Annotated in this window: 9 protein-coding genes; 2 read left to right on the top strand and 7 right to left on the bottom strand. The window is 72.1% G+C overall.

Going from position 1 to position 14,701, the window contains the following annotated elements; translation table 11 throughout:
* Positions 1–106: 106 nt before the first annotated feature.
* From OG627_RS09000 to OG627_RS08990, 3 genes are all read right to left on the bottom strand, one after another.
* Entirely contained in the window at positions 107–1,630 is a 1,524-nt protein-coding gene (locus tag OG627_RS09000; protein ID WP_329063175.1) for a maltokinase N-terminal cap-like domain-containing protein, read from the bottom strand.
* Between the two features lie 281 nt (positions 1,631–1,911).
* Positions 1,912–3,636, bottom strand: coding sequence for a maltose alpha-D-glucosyltransferase (gene treS / locus OG627_RS08995; protein WP_329063173.1), 1,725 nt, complete (start codon positions 3,634–3,636; stop codon positions 1,912–1,914).
* Complete coding sequence (locus OG627_RS08990) at positions 3,633–5,630, bottom strand: alpha-1,4-glucan--maltose-1-phosphate maltosyltransferase (protein ID WP_329072514.1); 1,998 nt, start codon at positions 5,628–5,630, stop codon at positions 3,633–3,635. Before OG627_RS08990 ends, treS begins: the two co-directional genes overlap by 4 nt.
* 607 nt (positions 5,631–6,237) lie before the next feature.
* Here OG627_RS08990 and glgP point away from each other — a divergent pair.
* Complete coding sequence (glgP, locus tag OG627_RS08985; RefSeq protein WP_329063171.1) at positions 6,238–8,892, top strand: alpha-glucan family phosphorylase; 2,655 nt, start codon at positions 6,238–6,240, stop codon at positions 8,890–8,892.
* A 49-nt stretch (positions 8,893–8,941) separates the two neighbouring features.
* On the opposite strand, the gene OG627_RS08980 is transcribed toward glgP, so the two are convergent.
* From OG627_RS08980 to OG627_RS08970, 3 genes are all read right to left on the bottom strand, one after another.
* Positions 8,942–9,619: a class I SAM-dependent methyltransferase gene (locus tag OG627_RS08980; protein WP_329063169.1), complete on the bottom strand. Its 678-nt coding sequence runs from the start codon at positions 9,617–9,619 to the stop codon at positions 8,942–8,944.
* Positions 9,616–10,659 carry an NAD(P)/FAD-dependent oxidoreductase gene (locus tag OG627_RS08975; RefSeq protein WP_329063167.1) on the bottom strand — a complete coding sequence of 348 codons (1,044 nt, stop codon included), beginning with the start codon at positions 10,657–10,659 and terminating at the stop codon, positions 9,616–9,618. Before OG627_RS08975 ends, OG627_RS08980 begins: the two co-directional genes overlap by 4 nt.
* Before the next feature lie 129 nt (positions 10,660–10,788).
* Positions 10,789–11,745 carry a threonine/serine dehydratase gene (locus tag OG627_RS08970; RefSeq protein WP_329063165.1) on the bottom strand — a complete coding sequence of 319 codons (957 nt, stop codon included), beginning with the start codon at positions 11,743–11,745 and terminating at the stop codon, positions 10,789–10,791.
* Between the two features lie 63 nt (positions 11,746–11,808).
* On the opposite strand from OG627_RS08970, the gene OG627_RS08965 reads away from it, so the two are divergent.
* Positions 11,809–12,474: a TetR/AcrR family transcriptional regulator gene (locus OG627_RS08965; protein ID WP_329063163.1), complete on the top strand. Its 666-nt coding sequence runs from the start codon at positions 11,809–11,811 to the stop codon at positions 12,472–12,474.
* A gap of 54 nt (positions 12,475–12,528) precedes the next feature.
* Here the strand turns inward: OG627_RS08965 and OG627_RS08960 are convergent, their stop codons facing one another.
* The gene (locus OG627_RS08960) at positions 12,529–14,571 is read right to left on the bottom strand and encodes a M4 family metallopeptidase (protein WP_329072512.1); all 2,043 of its coding nucleotides are present in this window, start codon (positions 14,569–14,571) and stop codon (positions 12,529–12,531) included.
* Positions 14,572–14,701: the final 130 nt, after the last annotated feature.

Raw genomic sequence — 14,701 nt, 5'->3', positions numbered from 1 at the left:
GGAGCAGGGGAGCGCGGCCGGTGCGCGCGCCGGTTCGTTGCGGCGCGGCCGTCCACGGGGGTGTTGTCGCAGGTCGTCGACGTGTCCCGGTCCGGCGTGGCCCGGGTCAGGCGCCGCCCGCCAGCCGGCGGATCGCCGCCATCGGCACCGGGAGCCAGTCGGGGCGGTGCCTCGCCTCGTACAGCACCTCGTAGACCGCCTTGTCCGTCTCGTACGCGCGCAGCAGCTCCGGCTCCGCGCGCGGATCCGTGCCCGAGGCCGCCGCGTACCCGTCGCAGTACGCGTCCCGGCAGCGCGTCGCCCAGTCGGGGCGCCACGGTTCGTGGGAGCGGGCCGCGTAGTCGAAGGACCTGAGCATGCCGGCGACATCGCGGACCGGCGGCTGCGGGCGGCGGCGCTCGGCGAGCGGTCTGGCGGGCTCGCCCTCGAAGTCGATCACCGACCAGCGGCCGTCCGGCGTGCGCAGGGTCTGACCCAGATGCAGATCCCCGTGGACCCGCTGCGCCGGCCGTCCGCGCCCCGCCTCGTCGAGCCCGGCGAGCGCGTCGAAGGCGGTGCGCAGCCCGGGGGCGTACGGCAGCAGTGCGGGCACCGCCCGCGCCGCCGCCTCCAGGCGTTCGGCCATGCCCGCCGCCAGCTGCGCGGTCCTGCGTCGGCCCAGCGTCACCGTGGGCAGCGCGGCGGCCAGCGCCGTGTGCACCTCGGCGGTGGCCCGGCCCAGCGCACTGGCCTCGGCGGTGAACTCCCGGCCCCGCGCCAGCGAGGCCAGCGCCAGCTGCCACCCGTCCCGCGAGCCGCGCAGATACGGCTGGAGCACCCCGAGCGTGAGGGTGTCCCCGCCGCCGGAGGGGTCGGCCGCCTCGAACCAGCCGACCGGCGCCGGCACCCGCTCGCACCCCTCCGCCGCCAGCGCGAGCGGCAGCTCCAGATCCGGATGCGGCCCGGGGAAGACCCGGCGCAGGATCTTGAGGATGTAGGCGTCCCCGGCGATACCGTCCCCGGCGGCACTGTCCCCGTACACCAGGGAGGTGTTCGACTGCTCCGCGTCCAGCAGCCGCCCGCTCAGCCCGCCCGGGATCGCGCCCGCCCGGTCGAAGCGCAGCGGCCCCGGGCCGCCGGACGAACGCAGCCGCTCCAGAAGCAGTTCGGCCAGGCGCGGATCGTGCAGGCCCTCGTAGACGGTACGGCCGGTCAGCGGCCCCTGCGTGGCATGGCCGATCAGCGCGGACGCCAGCTGCGGCGGCAGCGCCTTGCGTACCCCGAGCAGCAGTTGGTAGCAGTCACCGGCCGCCGCCGGGGCGAGGGCCGAGGAGGTGGTGGAGGGCGGGATCGACGGTGCGGGGCCCGAGCCGCCGCGCTGTTCGACCCGTACGAGCAGATGCAGCAGACCCGGACCACCTCCGGCCATCGGCAGCAGCTCCGTGACCGCGACCGGCTGGAATCCGGTGACCGGGCGGCCCTTGCCCGCGAACCAGCGCTGGCGTGGCAGCCAGTCGTGGAGCAGCGGCGCGAGCGACCCGACCAGTGCCCTGGCGTCGGCGGGCGACAGCGCGGGCGACACGGCGGGCAAGTCGGCGGGCGAAGCGTCGAGAAGGCGCGGGGTAATCCGGGTGGATGCAGCCTTCGACATGGCATCGCGTCCTTTCCCCGGGCACACCACAGGATGCGCAGAGTGTCCCGGATTGCGGCAATGGCTGTCCGGCTGTGCGGGACGTGTCGGGTGAGGATGATCCGTACGGATCGTTTTCGTACGAATACGTACGAACCTGATACGAGTTTGATCGAATCGATCGAACTGGATATGGAATCGAACGGGATGTGGAGAAGGGTGCCCCGTGCGGTGCGGAAGAAACCGCCGCGCACGGGGCCACCGGTCAGCGCGCTGTCACATGGGCGCGCGCCGTCACGCTGTCACGCGGGCGTGCCGTCCTTCCTGAGCCGGAACCAGTAGAAGCCGTGTCCCGCCAGCGTCAGCAGATACGGCCACTCCCCGATCGCGGGGAACCGCACCCCGCCGATCAGCTCCACCGGATGCCGTCCGCTGAAGGTCTTCAGGTCCAGCTCCGTGGGCTGCGCGAACCGCGAGAAGTTGTGCACACAGAGCACCAGGTCGTCGCCGTCGCCCCGCTCCGAGGGGGCCTCGCGCAGAAACGCGAGCACCGCCGGGTTGGACGACGGCAGCTCGGTGTACGAGCCGAGCCCGAAGGCCGGGTTCTGCTTGCGGATCTCGATCATCCGCCGCGTCCAGTGCAGCAGCGAGGACGGCGACGCCATCGCCGCCTCCACATTGGTGACCTGGTAGCCGTAGACCGGGTCCATGATCGTCGGCAGATAGAGCCGGCCGGGGTCGCTGGAGGAGAACCCCGCGTTCCGGTCGGGCGTCCACTGCATCGGGGTGCGCACCGCGTCCCGGTCGCCCAGCCAGATGTTGTCGCCCATCCCGATCTCGTCCCCGTAGTAGAGGATCGGGGAGCCGGGCAGCGAGAGCAGCAGCGCGGTGAACAGCTCGATCTGGTTGCGGTCGTTGTCCAGCAGCGGGGCGAGGCGGCGCCGGATGCCGATGTTGGCGCGCATCCGGGGATCCTTCGCGTACTCCGCGTACATGTAGTCGCGCTCTTCGTCCGTGACCATTTCGAGGGTCAGCTCGTCATGGTTGCGCAGGAAGATCCCCCACTGGCAGCCGGTCGGGATCGCCGGGGTCTTCGCCAGGATCTCGGAGACCGGATAGCGGGACTCGCGCCGTACGGCCATGAAGATGCGCGGCATCACCGGGAAGTGGAACGCCATGTGGCATTCGTCGCCCCCCTTCTGGTAGTCGCCGAAGTAGTCGACGACATCCTCCGGCCACTGGTTGGCCTCGGCGAGCAGCACCGTGTCGGGGTAGTGCGCGTCGATCTCCTTGCGTACCCGCTTGAGGAAGGAGTGGGTGGCCGGGAGGTTCTCGCAGTTGGTGTTCTCGCGCTGGTAGAGATACGGCACGGCGTCCAGCCGGAAGCCGTCGATGCCCAGGTCCAGCCAGAAGCGCAGCGCGGAGACGATCTCCTCCTGCACCTTCGGGTTCTCGTAGTTGAGATCCGGCTGGTGGGAGAAGAAGCGGTGCCAGTAGTACTGCTTGCGCACCGGGTCGAAGGTCCAGTTGGACGTCTCCGTGTCGACGAAGATGATCCGGGCGTCCTGGTACTGCTTGTCGTCGTCGGCCCAGACGTAGTAGTCGCCGTACGGGCCCTCGGGGTCCTTGCGGGACTCCTGGAACCAGTCGTGCTGGTCGCTCGTGTGGTTCATGACGAAGTCGATGACCACACGCATGCCGCGCTGGTGCGCGGCGTCCACGAACTCCACGAAGTCGGCGAGATCGCCGAATTCGGGGAGCACGGCCGTGTAGTCCGACACGTCGTAGCCGCCGTCGCGCAGCGGCGACTTGAAGAAGGGCGGCAGCCAGAGGCAGTCGACACCGAGCCACTGGAGATAGTCCAGCTTGGCGGTGATTCCCTTCAGGTCGCCGATGCCGTCGCCGTTGCTGTCCTGGAACGAACGCACCAGGACCTCGTAGAAGACGGCTCGTTTGAACCAGTCGGGATGCCGGTCCTTGACCGGTGTGTCCTCGAACGTGTCGTGGACGGGCTCGTTGACGATCATGATGTGGGTGACCCTCCGATCGGCGGGGACGGTCGCAGAACCACGATGTGCGCGGGCGTGGCGCCCGGCTCTAGGCGCACATAGTTGGAGCTGCCCCAGTGATAGGTCTGGCCGGTCAGCTCGTCGCGTACCGGAACGGTCTCGTGCCACGAGAGGCCGAGCCGCTCCATGTCCAACGAGACCGTCGCCTCCTGGGTGTGGTGAGGGTCGAGGTTGACGACCACCAGAACGATGTCCGTGCCCGACCTCTTGCTGTACGCGATGACCGCGTCGTTGTCCGCGTGGTGGAAGTGGATGTCACGCAGCTGCTGGAGGGCGGGATGCCGCCGCCGGATCCGGTTCAGCCGGGTGATCAGGGGGGCGATGGTGCGGCCCTCGCGCTCGGCCGCTTCCCAGTCCCGGGGCCTCAGCTGGTACTTCTCGGAGTCAAGGTACTCCTCGCTGCCGGGCCTGACGGGGGAGTTCTCGCAAAGTTCATATCCCGCGTACACACCCCACGACGGAGCCATCGTCGCCGCCAGCACCGCCCGCACCTCGAACGCCGGACGGCCGCCCTCCTGGAGGTAGGCGTGCAGGATGTCCGGCGTGTTCACGAAGAAGTTCGGCCGCATGGAAGCGGCGGACTCGCCCGACAGCTCCGTCAGGTACTCCGTCAGCTCCCGCTTGGTGGTGCGCCAGGTGAAATACGTATACGACTGCTGGAAGCCGACCGCGCCGAGCGTGCGCATCATCGCGGGCCGGGTGAACGCCTCGGCCAGGAAGATCACGTCGGGATCGGTCCGGTTGATGTTCGCGATGACCTTCTCCCAGAAGATCACCGGCTTCGTGTGCGGATTGTCGACGCGGAAGATCCGCACCCCGTGGGCCATCCAGTGGCGCAGCACCCGGGTGGTCTCCCTGACCAGGCCGCGCAGATCGCTGTCGAAGGCGATCGGGTAGATGTCCTGGTACTTCTTCGGCGGGTTCTCCGCGTACGCGATCGAGCCGTCGGCGCGGTGGTGGAACCACTCGGGGTGCTTGGTGACCCAGGGATGGTCGGGGGAGCACTGGAGCGCGAAGTCGAGCGCGACCTCCATCCGCAGGGTGCGGGCGCTCTCCACGAAGTGGTCGAAGTCCTCGATCGTGCCCAGCTCGGCGTGGATCGCGTCGTGGCCGCCGTCGGCCGAGCCGATCGCCCAGGGCACGCCGACGTCGTCGGGGCCGGGGGTGAGGCTGTTGTTGGCACCCTTGCGGTGCGTGGTGCCGATGGGGTGGATCGGCGGCAGGTACACGACGTCGAAGCCCATCGCGGCGACAGCGGGCAGCCGCCGCGCGGCCGTTCTGAAGGTGCCGCTGACCGGCGGCTCGCCCTTCTCGACGACGGCGCCCTCCGAGCGCGGGAACAGCTCGTACCACGATCCGTACAGCGCGCGCCGCCGCTCCACCAGCAGCGGGACCGGGCGCGAGGCGGTGACCAGGTCGCGCAGCGGATGACGGGCGAGCGCCGCGTCCACCTCGGGGGCGAGCGCCGCCTCCAGCCGGGCGCGGGCCGGCAGCGAGGTGTCGCGCAGGGTGTCGGCGGCGGCCAGCACCGCTTCCCGGCCGTCGCGCTTGGGCACCCCGGCGGCGGCCCGGTCGTACAACCGCGCGCCCTCCGCGAGGACCAGCGCGATGTCCTTCGGGTCGTCACCCGCCGGGATCTTGACGGAGGCGGCGTGGCGCCAGGTGGCGACCGGGTCGCTCCACGCCTCGACGGTGTAGGTCCAGCGGCCTTCCTCGGTGGGGGTGACCTCGGCGCCCCAGCGGTCGGTGCCGGGGGCGAGTTCTGCCATGGGGGTCCAGGGGCCCGGCCGGCCGCCGGGGTCCATGAGGACGACATTGGCCGCGACGGCGTCGTGGCCCTCGCGGAAGACGGTGGCGGTGACCTGGAAGGACTCACCGCGCACCGCCTTCGTGGGGCGTCTGCCGCAGTCGACGAGCGGTGCTACGTCCAGGACGGGGATACGACCAATCAGCGGTTTCACTGGATCACCTGATGAGGGCTGTGCGGGCGTGACAGGCAGGGCGGGTCGTTCGAACCGATCGGAGCGACCGGATGGAGCGGAGGTTCCTGATGGAGCGGAGGTTTCGGTGGGGTTTCGAATGCTTTTGCCGAATTTTGATGGTTTGAAAGTACTTTGTAGCTGCTCTGAGGACGACTGGGAGGCTGCGAGCATGGCCGCTCCTGTCCGCGTTCACTCGAATAGCGCTGGAATCGTGTGGAGACGCGCTCGTGTGCGGTAAGTACGTGCCGTGCGAGTGCCATGAGCACAGGTCGTGCGTACGGGTCATGCGTACCGCAGGAGCCTTCCCACTCCTTTCGGGTGGGCAATCCGGCGGATTGTTAACTCCTGGGGCGTACGGAAATCCGCCCCGGCGCGCGGACACTCGCGGCAACACGTACGACATCCCTCATCCCGCCGTCCGCCTCCGCACTCCGGCGCGGCGCGGAGGCGCACGGGTGAGTGCGCGTGTGCGCCGTGGTCGTGGAGGGCGCCGTGGGGCTACCGTCGGAGGGACGGCGGGCCGCACAGCGTGGTGCGCCCCTCTTGGCTCGTATGCCCCCTGCGAAGGTGGAACAACGTGAAGGCAATCCGTCGGTTCACCGTCCGCCCCGTCCTGCCGGAACCGCTCCAGCCGCTCGGCGATCTGGCCCGCAACCTCCGCTGGTCCTGGCACACCGGCACCCGTGAACTCTTCGAGGCCGTCGACCCCGACGGCTGGCGGGCCTGCGGCGCCGACCCCGTACGGCTGCTCGGCGCCGTCTCCGCCGCGCGCCTGGCCGAGCTGGCCGGGGACCGCCCCTTCCTCGACCGGCTCGGCGCCGCCGCCACCGATCTCGACACCTATCTGCACGGCGACCGCTGGTACCAGGAACGGGACGGCGAGGGCGCGGGACTGCCCGCCGCCATCGGCTACTTCTCACCCGAGTTCGGCGTGACGGCCGCCCTGCCCCAGTACTCCGGCGGCCTCGGCATCCTCGCCGGCGACCACCTCAAGGCCGCCAGCGACCTCGGCGTACCGCTCATCGGCGTCGGACTGCTCTACCGGCACGGCTACTTCCGCCAGTCGCTCTCCCGCGACGGCTGGCAGCAGGAGCGCTATCCGGTCCTCGACCCCGACGAACTGCCCCTCACCCAGCTCCGCGAGGCCGACGGCACACCCGTCCGTATCGCCCTCACCCTGCCGGGCCACCGCTCGCTGCGCGCCTGCGTCTGGCAGGCCAGGGTCGGCCGGGTCCCGCTGCTGCTCCTCGACTCCGACGTCGAGGAGAACGGGCCGGGCGAGCGCGAGGTCACCGACCGGCTCTACGGGGGCGGCAGCGAACACCGGCTGCTCCAGGAGATGCTGCTCGGCATCGGCGGCGTCCGCGCCGTCCGCGCGTACTGCCGGCTCACCGGACACCCCGCGCCCGAGGTGTTCCACACCAACGAGGGCCACGCCGGCTTCCTCGGCCTGGAGCGCATCCGCGAACTCATGACGAGCGGCCCGAGCCCGGACGGGACCACGGGCGAGGGTGCGGGCAGCGGTGGGGACGGCAGCGCCGGAGAAGGCGGGGCACTCGGCTTCGAGGCCGCGCTGGAGGCGGTGCGGGCCGGGACGGTCTTCACCACCCACACCCCCGTCCCCGCCGGCATCGACCGCTTCGACCGCGACCTGATCTCCCGTCACTTCGGCGACGACGGCGAGCTGCCCGGCGTGCCCGCCGAGCGCGTCCTCGGCCTCGGCGTGGAGACCTACCCCGGCGGCGAGCCCCACCTGTTCAACATGGCGGTGATGGGCCTGCGGCTCGCCCAGCGCGCCAACGGCGTCTCCACCCTGCACGGCGCGGTCAGCCGCCAGATGTTCGCCGGGCTCTGGCCGGACTTCGACCCGGACGAGGTGCCCATCACCTCCATCACCAACGGCGTGCACGCGCCGACCTGGACCGCGCCCGAGGTCACCCGGCTCGGACCGGCCGAGGAGGTGCCCGCCGCCGAACTCTGGGAGGTACGGCGCGCGCTGCGCGAGCGGCTGGTCGGCGAGGTGCGCACGAGGCTGCACGCCTCCTGGCGGGAGCGCGGCGCCGAAGCCGCCGAACTCGGCTGGATCGACGGTGTCCTCGACCCCGACGTCCTCACCATCGGCTTCGCCCGCCGCGTCCCCTCGTACAAGCGCCTCACTCTCATGCTGCGCGACCGCGAGCGGCTGACGAACCTGCTGCTCCACCCGGAGCGGCCCGTCCAGATCGTCGTCGCCGGCAAGGCCCATCCGGCCGACGACGGCGGCAAGCGGCTGGTGCGCGAGCTGGTGCGGTTCGCCGACGACGCCCGGGTCCGCCACCGCATCGTCTTCCTGCCCGACTACGGGATGGGGATGGCGCAGAAGCTCTACCCGGGCTGCGACGTCTGGCTCAACAACCCACTGCGCCCGCTGGAGGCGTGCGGCACCAGCGGTATGAAGGCCGCGCTCAACGGCTGTCTCAACCTGTCGGTGCTGGACGGCTGGTGGGACGAGTGGTTCGAGCCGGACTTCGGCTGGGCCATCCCCACCGCCGACGGCTCGTCCGCCGACGAGAACCGGCGCGACGAGCTGGAGGCCAACGCGCTCTACGAGCTGCTGGAGGACCGCATCGCGCCCCGCTTCTACGACCGGGGCGAGGCCGGACTGCCGGACCGCTGGATCGAGATGGTCCGGCGCACCCTGGTCACGCTCGGGCCGAAGGTGCTGGCCGGCCGGATGGTACGGGAGTACGTGGAGCGGCTGTACGCCCCGGCGGCGGACGCCCACCGCGCGCTGGACGCGGACACCGCGACGGAGCTGGCCGCCTGGAAGTACCGGACGCGCACCCTCTGGCCGTACGTCTCCGTGGACCATGTCGAGGCGGTCGCCGCGAGCGGCGCCCCCGGCGGCGAGGGAAGCGGCGCCGAGCTGGGCTCCACGCTCTCCCTGCGGGTGCGCGTCGGACTCGGCGAACTGCGCCCGGAGGCGGTGGAGGTCCAGGCCGTCGCGGGCCGGGTCGGCTCGGACGACACGATCGCCGACGCCCGGACCTTCCCGCTCAAACCGGCCGGCGGCCCCGACCTGGAGGGCCGCTGGGTGTACGAGGGCCCGCTCGCCCTCGACCGTACGGGCCCCTACGGCTACACCGTCCGCGTCCTGCCCGCCCACCCGCTGCTCGCCACCAGCGCGGACCTGGGACTGGTCGCGCTGCCCACGGAGGCGACCGGGGAGGGCGCGGGCGTCCTGATGCGCTGAGGGCGCCGCGCCCGGCGGCCGGGGTGGGCCGCCGGACGCGGCGCGGCACCTACGGCAGGCGCCGTGCCTTGACGGTGTTGTTCGCGTGGAAGCCCTGCTGCCCCTCGGGGCCGGTCGAGGGCGCCCGGTGTTCCGCGGCGACCAGGATCTCCCACTCCCCGGAACGGAGTTCGAGGGCGTCGAGCACCTCCCGCGCGCCCGGCAGCCGCACATCGGCCGGCGGCTCCTCCATCCATGAGGGGAAGCCGGAGTGGCCGACCACGAGCAGCACCCCGCCGGGCGCGACGGCCGAGGCGGCGGTCCGCAGGATCCGCTCGCGCGGCATGTCCAGGTACGAGTGCAGGAAGTGCGCGCAGACCAGGTCGAAGGAGCCCTCGGGGAAGGACTCCGCGAGGTCGTGGCGCTCCAGGACCACCCGGTCGGTGACACCGGCGCGCGCCGCGTGCTCGGCCGTGCGGCCGAGGGCGACCCCGGAGACGTCGGTCGCGGTGACGTGCCAGCCCTGCCGCGCGAGCCAGATCGTGTCACCGCCCTCGCCGCAGCCCAGTTCGAGCGCGGTGCCCGGCTTCAGGCCGGCGGTCTCCTCGACCAGGGTGGCATTGGGGTCGCCGCTCCAGATCCGCTCGCTCTCGTTGTAACGGTCGTCCCAGAACTGCTCGTGCGTGGTGGACTCGTCGGCCCCGGTGGCCTGGGCGGACTCGGCGGTCCGGGTGGACTCGGTGGTCATCGGGGCGCCTTCCGGTCGTCGGTGGTCGTGCGGGCGGGGCCGGACGCACGCCGTTCGGCGACGGCCACGCGGATCTCCTCGGCCGTCAGATCGGCGTTGATCGCCGCGCCCGCGAGCGTGCCGCCGGTGGCCGCGGCGTTGACCTGGGCGGTCGGGTTGGTGACATTGCCGGCCACCCATACGCCCGGCACCCCGGTGGCGCCGGTGGGGTCGGCGGCGATGTGCGTGGCGACGACATGGCCCGACATCTCCTGCTCCGTGACGTCGAGGCCCAGGCCGGTGAGGAAGCCCGCGCGGGCGGTGAAGCGCGGGGCGACCACCACGGCCTGGCAGGGCAGCGTGCGGCCGTCGGCGAGCCGGACCCCGGCGAGCCGGTCGCCGGTGACCTCGACGCCGGTCACCTCGCCGTCCACCACGGCGATCTCCCGGGCGGCGAGCCGCTCGTACTCCTCGTCGTCCGGTTCGGGTCCGGTGTGCAGGAAGAGGGTGACGTCCTTGCTCCACTGCCGCCACATCAGCGCCTGGTGCACGCCGAGTGGCCCGCTCGACAGGACTCCGATCGGCTCGTCGCGGACCTCCCAGCCGTGGCAGTACGGGCAGTGCAGCACCTCGCGCCCCCACCGGCCGGCCAGCCCCGGCACCTCGGGCAGCTCGTCGGTCAGCCCCGTGGTCACCAGCAGCCGGGCCGCCGTGACCGAGGACCCGTCCGCCAGCTCGACCCGGAACCCCGCGTCGTCCGCGAGGCGCCGCGCCGTCACCACGGTCCCGTCGACGATCTCGCCGCCGTACCCGGTCACCTCCCGGCGCCCGGCGGCCAGCAGCTCGGCGGGCGCGGTGCCGTCCAGTCCCAGATAGCCGTGGATCCCCGACGCGGGCGCGTTACGGGGCCGGCCCTCGTCGATGACCAGCACCGAACGCCGTGCGCGTGCCAGCGTCAGCGCCCCACTGAGCCCGGCCGCCCCGCCGCCGATGACCACGGCGTCGTACCGGTCCGCCGTGCCGAGTCGTCCGCGCGTGCTCGATTGTTCTCGCGTACCCATGCGTAGTACCTCCGTTCACGGCCGATGCTCCGCTCGGAGGTGCACGCGTGGCAACTATTGTTGCCGAACCGGCAAAGCGCCGAGAGTGGGCGCCCCGCCCTCACGCGCTCGTGTCCGACAGGGGCGTCCTCAGCCGCCCTCGGTCAGCGTCCGCGGATCCGTGTTCGCGCCGCACAGCACCACGCACACCCTCTCGTCCGCGGCCGCCCGGTACGCCCCGCCGCTCAGCGCCGCCATCGCCGTCGCCGCGCCGTGTTCGACCGCGATGCGGTGGTCGTGCCAGAGGAGCCCGCGGGCGCGGACGATCTCCGTGTCCGGGACGAGGACGCTGCGCACGCCCTCCCGCCGGGCCGCGTCCAGCGCGGCGGCCGAGACGCGGCGCGCGCCCAGGGAGTCGGCCGCCACCGAGTCGACCGGGACGTCCACCACGGCGCCCGCCTCGACGGCGGCGTTGAGCGCGCGGCAGTTCTCCGGCTCGACCGCCACCACCCGTACGCCGTGCTCCCGCGCGGCCGTGGCCACGCCCGCGAACAGGCCGCCGCCGCCCACCGCGACCACCACGGTGTCCAGGCCGGGGAGGCGCTCGTGGATCTCCTCCATCAGCGTCCCGGCCCCGGCGGCGATCAGCGGGTTGTCGTACGCGTGGGAGGCGAGCGCGCCCGTCGTGGCGGCGAACTCCTGGCACGCGGCCAGCGCTTCGGCGTACGCCGTGCCCACGAGACGCACCTCGGCGCCGTACGAACGCAGTCGCGCGACCTTCACCTCCGGCGCCGTCCGCGGCAGGAACACCGTCGCGCGCGTCCCCTGCCCGCGCGCGGCCCACGCGCAGGCCAGTCCGGCGTTGCCGCCCGAGGCGATCGTGACACCGGCGTCCGGCAGCGTGCCCGACTCCGTGTGCGCGCGCAGGAAGTTGACCGCGCCGCGCGCCTTGAAACAGCCGGTGTGCTGGAGATACTCCAGCGCCAGCCGGACCCGGGGGCCGGGTCCGGCGCCGTCCGGGTCAGCCGGCGCCACCGTCACCGCGCGCACCCGGCCCGCCGTGCGGTCCACCGCCCGCTTGATGTCGCCGTAGGTCAGTTCGGACATGTGCGCGCTCGCTCCCTGGGTCCCGTCCGGAACTCCGATACGCTGTATCGTACGATGGCTCACATGACCGGGCAATCCGCTTCCCCCGACCCCGCCGCCCCCGCGCGCATCGCCGCCGCCGCGCTCTCGCTCCTCGACGAGGACGGGCCCGGCGCGCTCAGTTTCCGTACGGTCGCGGCCCGCCTCGGCGTCGCGCACGCCACGGTGCAGCGCCGCTGCGGCGACCTCGCGGGGCTGCTGGACCTCTGCGCCGACCAGCTGGCCGCCGAGCTGCCCGGCATCCCGCCGGGGAGCGACTGGGCCTCGGCCACCGAGGCGCGCTTCCGCGGGCTGTACGGCGCGCTGACCGCCCGTCCCGGGCTGCTCGCCCTGCGCGGCGGGCGGCCGTGGCTGGGGCCGGAGCTGCTGGGGAAGCTGGTGGAGCCGCAGCTCGCGGACAGCGTCGCGGCGGGCATGACGCCCGAGCGGGCCATGGTCACGTACCGCCAGCTGTATCTGCTCACCCTCGGCAGCGCGACCTTCGTCGACCACCGGGACCCGAAGGCGGCCGTCGCCCTGACCCGTACCGCCCTGGCGGCGCTGGATCCGGCGGAGTTCCCCGTACTCACCGGGCACTTCGCCGCGATGCTGCCCGCCACCGTGGACCACGAGGTGTACTACGACGCGCTGCGCAAGCTCATCCACGCGGCGGAGCCGCCCGGGGCGTGGGACACCCCGGACGGCTCATAGGCGTGCTGGACCGTACCGCTCATGCGGCCGTTCGGCCCGTCAGGCCCGTACGGCTCAGAAGGTGAGCTTGAAGCCGTTGATCCGGCCCGTGTCCCGGGCCGCGACGTCCTGGACCTTCAGCTGCCAGGTGCCGTTCGCCGTCTCCGACGACGCGTTGACGAAGTACGTCTCCACCACGTCCTGCGCGGAGTCGCCGCCGCTGGAGCTCTTCAGCCGGTAGGACGTGCCGCTCGGCCCGACCAGGTCGACGACCAGGTCGCCGCGCCAGGTGTGCGTGATGTCCACGTCGACCTGGAGGGAGGCCGGGGCGTTGCCCGTGATGCCGGTGACCGCGAGCGGCGAGGTGACCGCCGGGCCGTTGTCCGGGATGGCGACCACGGTGCTGCTGGAGAAGACCGTGCCCGTGTTGCCGCCGCTGCCGGGGCGGGCGCCCACGTTGATGGCCGCCCAGGCGTCCGTGACGGACTTGTACTCGGCGCTGTCCGTGCCGTACAGGTCGGCCGTCACGGCGAGCGTGCCGGTGCGCGCCGCCGCGTAGTTGGTCGTGGAGGTGAACTTCGTGGTGAGCGCCTTGAACCAGATCTGCGCGGCCTTGTCCCGGCCGATGCCCGTCACCGGCAGGCCGTCGTAGGTCGGCGAGTCGTAGGCGACACCGTTGACGGTCTTGGCGCCGCTGCCCTCGGAGATCAGGTAGAACCAGTGGTTCGCCGGGCCCGAGGAGTAGTGGACGTCCACATTGCCGAGGGTGGAGGACCAGTAGTCGCGCGAGGCGCCGTCCTTGCTGGGCTTGTCCATGTAGCGCAACGGGGTGCCGTTGCCGTTGATGTTGATCTTCTCGCCGATGAGGTAGTCGCCCGGGTCGTCGGCGTTGTCGGCGTAGAACTCGACGGCGGCGGCGAAGATGTCGGAGGTGGCCTCGTTGAGACCGCCGGACTCACCGCTGTAGTTGAGCTTGGCGGTGACGGAGGTGACGCCGTGGGTCATCTCGTGGGCGGCCACGTCGATCGAGGTCAGCGGGCGGGCGTTGCCGGAGCCGTCGCCGTAGGTCATGCAGAAGCACGAGTCCTGCCAGAAGGCGTTGACGTAGCCGCTGCTGTAGTGGACGCGGGAGTACGCGCCGACGCCGTCGCCCTTGATGCCGGTGCGGCCGTGCACGTTCTTGTAGTAGTCCCAGGTGAGCCCGGCGCCGTAGGCCGCGTCCGCGCCGGCGGTCTCCAGGTTGGCCGGGAGGCTGTTGCCCCAGGTGTCGGTGGAGTTGGAGAAGAGCGTGCCGGTGCCGGAGGTGGAGCGGTTCAGGTTGTACGTACGGTGGTTGCCGCGCCCCCCGTCGGTGAGGTTGTACGTGGATCCCGACGGGGTGGATCCCAGGGTGACCTGGCCGCTGTACTGGGTGTTGCCCACGCCGTTCTCGACGGCCTGCCACTCGTACAGCTTCGCGCCGGTGGCCGCGTCGGTGACGACGTGCAGCTCGTTGGGGGTGTCGTCGTGCTGGAACCCGCCGATCACGGTCTCGTACGCGAGGGTCGGGGTGCCCTTGGCCATCCAGACGACCTTGCGCGGCGCGCTGTCGGTCTCGATCTTCTTCGCGTCGTTCGCCTTGGAGTCGGCCTTCGCGGCGGCGCTCAGCGCCTGCTTCTCGGCGGCGGCCGGGGTGATCGAGGCGGTGGTGGAGACGTTCTTCAGCGTGGCGGTGGACGCCTTGCTGACGGTCTCGGTCGCGCCCGACTTCGACGCGGAGACGACGAGGTCGCCGCCGAGGACGGGAAGCCCCTGGTAGGTGCGCTCGTAGCGGGTGTGCGTGGTGCCGTCGACGTCCTGCACGACATCGCGGACGACGAGTTTCTCTCCCGCCCCCAGGCCGAGGTCCTTCGCGGTCTCCGTCCTGGTGGCGTCGGCCTCGCGTATCAGCGCGGTGCGCGCCGCGGGCGAGAGCGAACGCGGCAGCGCGCCGGGGTCGGCCTTGCCGGCGACGGGCTTCGCGGGCGCGCTGCCGGGCTGTGCGGTGGCGGTGGTGGCCTGGACGCCGACGCCGAGCAGGGCCGCGGCGGCGATGAGCGCGCCGGTGGCGGTGGCGCGGCGGCGGGACGTGGCACTCAGGGGTCTGACAGGTCTCACGCGAACTCCTTCTGCGAGGGGGGAGTGCGGGACGGCTCTGATCAGCCGTGTGTGCGGAGCGAGCGGAGCAAGTGGTGCGTGGTGGTGCGGGGTGGTGCTGGGGTGGTGCGAA

Source organism: Streptomyces sp. NBC_01429 (assembly GCF_036231945.1).
In the GTDB taxonomy this organism is placed as follows: Bacteria; Actinomycetota; Actinomycetes; order Streptomycetales; family Streptomycetaceae; genus Streptomyces.
The sequence above is the reverse complement of the archived record's forward strand: the minus strand, read 5'-3'. Positions and strand labels throughout refer to the sequence as shown.